The sequence below is a fragment of the Mesorhizobium sp. genome (genome assembly GCF_024509055.1).
Taxonomy (GTDB): domain Bacteria; phylum Pseudomonadota; class Alphaproteobacteria; order Rhizobiales; family Rhizobiaceae; genus Mesorhizobium.
In genome coordinates this window covers 1-3,775 of sequence record NZ_JANINM010000155.1, presented here as the reverse complement: position 1 = coordinate 3,775, position 3,775 = coordinate 1, and the positions used below count along the sequence as shown (strand labels likewise).

Below are 3,775 nucleotides of genomic sequence, written 5' to 3'. Positions count from 1 at the left end.
GGCATGCGCAGCTTGCCTTCGAGCGCCTTGCGCGCCTGCTCGACCGGAATGCGCTTGCCGCGCATGATGCCGTTCAGGTCGCACACCGCGGCCCTCAGGCTCTGGATGTCCTTCCTGCTTTCAAGCCAGTTCAAAACGTCTGTGATTGCATCGCCCAATTTCCAGCCCCTGTGTTGGAGGTGCTGTAGCCGTGTCGGCTACGATATCCCATGTCAGCTTGTGAGTTCATGAAGATCGCCCTGGTTATGGCCAGGCAATTTTTCTTCATTTTTTCAATTTGCTAGTTGGGATGTCGGGCGGCATTTCAGGTCCATTTTCCGCGATCTGCGATCGCAACATAGCGATACTTCCGGCGAATGCCAAGCCGGCATTTGAGATTTGCCCGAAGCCCTGTCTGCGCCCAGATCAAAGAGATGGAGCATGATGTCGGCAGAAAGCCGCTTCACACTGTTCGGCTTCATGCCCTAGTGCCGCAATTCCGGGAATTTGATCTGCTTGAGGATGTGGGTGGCGCCGTGGTCGATGTCGCGCACGATGGCCGCTCGCGCCCGTTCGCCGTCGTGGGCCTCGATCGCGGCCACGACCTCTTCGTGGTAGTCGATGCCCAGGATGCCGGCGAGGTCGTCCTCGAAGCCGATGCGCAGGTTCCTCAGGAACGGGCCGACCTGCATCCACACGGTCTCGATCAGGAAAATCATCTGCTCGTTGCCGCAATGGCGATAGATCGAGAATTTGAAGTCGTGGTTCTTGCGCAGGTAGTCGTCGATGTCGCCGGTGCGGGCCGCTTGCGTAAGTTCGGTGCAATGGCGGCGAATGGCCCGCAAATTGTTGCCGTTGATGAGCCTTGTGGCGAGCTCTGTCGCCGTGCCTTCCAGGATTGTGCGCACGGCAGTCAGTTGCTGGAAGCGCTCGGCCGAAATCATCGGCACCTCGACGCTGCCGTTCGGCATAGGGCTCAGTGCGCGCAATGCCTGCAGCCGCATGAAAGCGCTGCGTACCGGCATGTCGCTGGTGCCGAGTTCCTTGGCGAGCTTGCGCGAGGTCAGCTTCTGGCCGGGCTGGAGCTGGCCGGACATCAGCGCCCGCACCAGTTCCAGGTAGACTTTCTCATGCAGGGGAACGGTCTCGACAGCGGTCAGTCCGAATTGCGATTTGTCGGCCATTGGCTCTGCGTTACTTATCGTCCTGAAATCCGGCTGGTCGCTCTATCTTCCGCGGCGATACTTCCGCGACGGCTTGCGAGCCGCACGATAGACGGTTAGCGCGCGCCGCCGCAAGTGAGCCGAAGCAAGCTTCACAAGCGCCGGTTATCCGATGCGCCCGTCGATGATCTCGACGAAGCGCGCGAAGAGCCCGGCCTGCGATTTGATCTCGAGCTTGCGGTAGATGTTGCGGCGATGGACCTTCACGGTGCCGGGCCCGATCCGAAGCGCCCTGGCGATCGATTCCGTCGAATGCCCCTGGAGCACCAGGTCGACGACCTGTTTCTCGCGCGAGGTGAGCGACAGGCTCTTCCAGATGTGTGCGCGATCCAGTTCATTGGGAACCGAAAGCGCTTCGCCGGGAGACGTCGCCGGGGCGTCATCGGCGGGCAGCGAAGGCCAGCGCAATTTGCAGAGGCCGACGACCGCCGGCGCCATGTCGCGCAGCAACCTGGCATCGGCCGTTCCGAAGGGGCCGGAGGCGCGAAGCCGCATCAGCGACAGCACGAGCGCGTCGTTGCCGGCAAGCGGAACGAAGAAGCCGACTTCCTCGGCGAGCTTGGTCTGGCTGTAGTAGGAGCGGAAATACTCGCTGGCATAGAAGCGATCCGGCGCGAGTTCGCGCATGCGCCAGAACCCCTCTTTGCGCTCAACCGCGGCGTGGTGGAAGGGGTCGAGCAGATAGGGCCCCTCCTGATAAAGCGCGACGAAGACGTGGCTTTCGGCCGGTGAAAAGGTTTCGAACAGCATCGGCGGCCGCATGGCGCCGCGATAGCCGAAGATCACGCAATGGTCGAAACGGACATGTCCGCGCAGCCAGCCGATGATGGCCTTGCCGAAATGATCGCCGCTGCTCTCCCTCGTCGCGGCAATCACAGCGGCAAGCGCATTGTAGTCGTCGCTGCGGGAGGTAGCCAAGCCATACCCCTTAAAATCACTAAATAGGCTGAATATACCACCTGCGAGGTATATACTAGCTACTAATGGCTCTGCTAGCGTCGCGAAATTGCCTCACGCTGTCGCTGGAGCCCGTGGTTTGACTGCAGTGCCCGATATCGAGTTTCGCGCCGTCACCAAGCGCTATGGCGCGGTCACTGCGGTCAGTGGCATCGACCTGTCCATCCCGCCATCCGCCTTCGTCGCGTTGCTTGGACCATCCGGCTGCGGGAAGACGACATGCCTGCGGATGATCGGCGGCTTCGAACAGCCGAGCGAAGGCCAGGTGCTGATCCGCGGCCGCGACATGGCCGGCACGCCGCCTTACCGGCGACCGGTCAACATGGTGTTCCAGCAATACGCGCTGTTTCCGCATCTCGATGTCGAGGACAACATCTCCTACGGGCTGCGCCAGGCGAGGCCGCGGCTGTCATCGCGCGAGATCAGCCAGAGGGCGGGCGAGGCGCTGGCGATGGTGCGGCTCGCCGGCTACGGGCGTCGCAAGATCCACGAGCTTTCCGGCGGGCAACAGCAGCGCGTCGCGCTGGCGCGCGCCCTGGTCAACAAGCCATCGGTGCTTCTGCTCGACGAGCCGCTCGCCGCGCTCGACAAGAAGCTGCGCACCGACATGCAGATCGAATTGCAGAACCTGCAGCGCGAGATCGGCATCACCTTCGTGCTGGTGACACACGACCAGGAAGAAGCGCTCTCGATGAGCGATTTCGTCTGCGTCATGAATGGCGGCCGTGTCGTCCAGCTCGGGCAGCCGAGCGAGATCTATGACGAGCCGGCGGACCTGTTCGTGGCCGATTTCGTAGGCAAGACCAATCTCTTGAGCGGCAAGGTGGCGGGCCTTTCCGGCGACCTCGTCGACGTGGCTCTCGCCGACGGCACGATCATTCAGGCGCGCAAGCGTGTGTCGCTCAGCCGGGGCGAGGCGGTATCAGTCAGCCTGCGGCCTGAATCGCTCAGCCTCTCCACAGCTGATGGCGGCAGCCTGAAGGGCATCGTCCGCAACCGGATATTCCTGGGCTCGACCGCCGAATACGCGATCGAGGTGCAGGGTATCGGATCATTGCTCGCCAAGGCCGACCATGTGATCGGCCAGGGCAACCTGTTCAAGCCGGGCGAACCCGTCGCCATCGGCTTCGCAGCCGGAGCGCCGCTGGCGTTTCCAGACCCCAAGAACAACGGGACCAACCAGAGGGAAGACCGAAATGCCGAAATCCTATCGTGACGGACTGCCGATAAGCCCTGAAAAATTCGTCGACCAGTTGATGCGCCTGAAGCGCGGCTCGATCAGCCGGCGCGACTTCCTCGGCCTCACCGGCCTTGGCGTGGCGACCGCCGTGATGGCGCGTGAGCTAGGCATCATGCCGACGCCGGCCTTCGCTGCTGGGACCCTCGGCGACCGCATGTCGATCGCCACCTGGCCGAACTACCACGACCCGCAGACCTTCGAGAATTTCAAGGCCGAGACCGGCGTGGCCGTCGAGGTCAACGTCTTCGGGTCGAACGAGGAGATGCTGGCCAAGCTGCAGGCCGGTGGCTCGGGCTGGAGCCTGTTCGTGCCGACCAACTACACCATCTCGACCTACAAGAAGCTCGGCATCATCGAGCCGCTGGACATGGCCAAG

At 62.5% G+C, this 3,775-nt stretch carries 4 protein-coding genes and 1 pseudogene; 2 read left to right on the top strand and 3 right to left on the bottom strand.

Annotated elements, in window-relative coordinates:
* The 3 genes and pseudogenes from Q0L57_RS34230 to Q0L57_RS07895 all read right to left on the bottom strand — a co-directional run.
* Positions 1-158: pseudogene (locus tag Q0L57_RS34230) on the bottom strand (glutamine synthetase); the annotation flags it as partial.
* Positions 159-464: 306 nt separating this feature from the next.
* Positions 465-1,163, bottom strand: a complete 699-nt coding sequence (locus Q0L57_RS07900; RefSeq protein ID WP_296740670.1) for a GntR family transcriptional regulator — start codon at positions 1,161-1,163, stop codon at positions 465-467.
* Between the two features lie 144 nt (positions 1,164-1,307).
* The gene (locus tag Q0L57_RS07895) at positions 1,308-2,120 is read right to left on the bottom strand and encodes a helix-turn-helix transcriptional regulator (protein WP_296740667.1); all 813 of its coding nucleotides are present in this window, start codon (positions 2,118-2,120) and stop codon (positions 1,308-1,310) included.
* A 118-nt stretch (positions 2,121-2,238) separates the two neighbouring features.
* Here Q0L57_RS07895 and Q0L57_RS07890 point away from each other — a divergent pair, with 118 nt between their 5' ends.
* Together Q0L57_RS07890 and Q0L57_RS07885 are read left to right on the top strand one after the other, a co-directional pair.
* Positions 2,239-3,375 (top strand): ABC transporter ATP-binding protein, encoded by a 1,137-nt coding sequence (locus Q0L57_RS07890; RefSeq protein WP_296740664.1) that lies wholly within the window; start codon positions 2,239-2,241, stop codon positions 3,373-3,375.
* Positions 3,356-3,775: PotD/PotF family extracellular solute-binding protein (locus Q0L57_RS07885; protein WP_296740661.1), on the top strand; the 420-nt coding region annotated here is incomplete at its 3' end. The genes Q0L57_RS07890 and Q0L57_RS07885, both read left to right, overlap by 20 nt.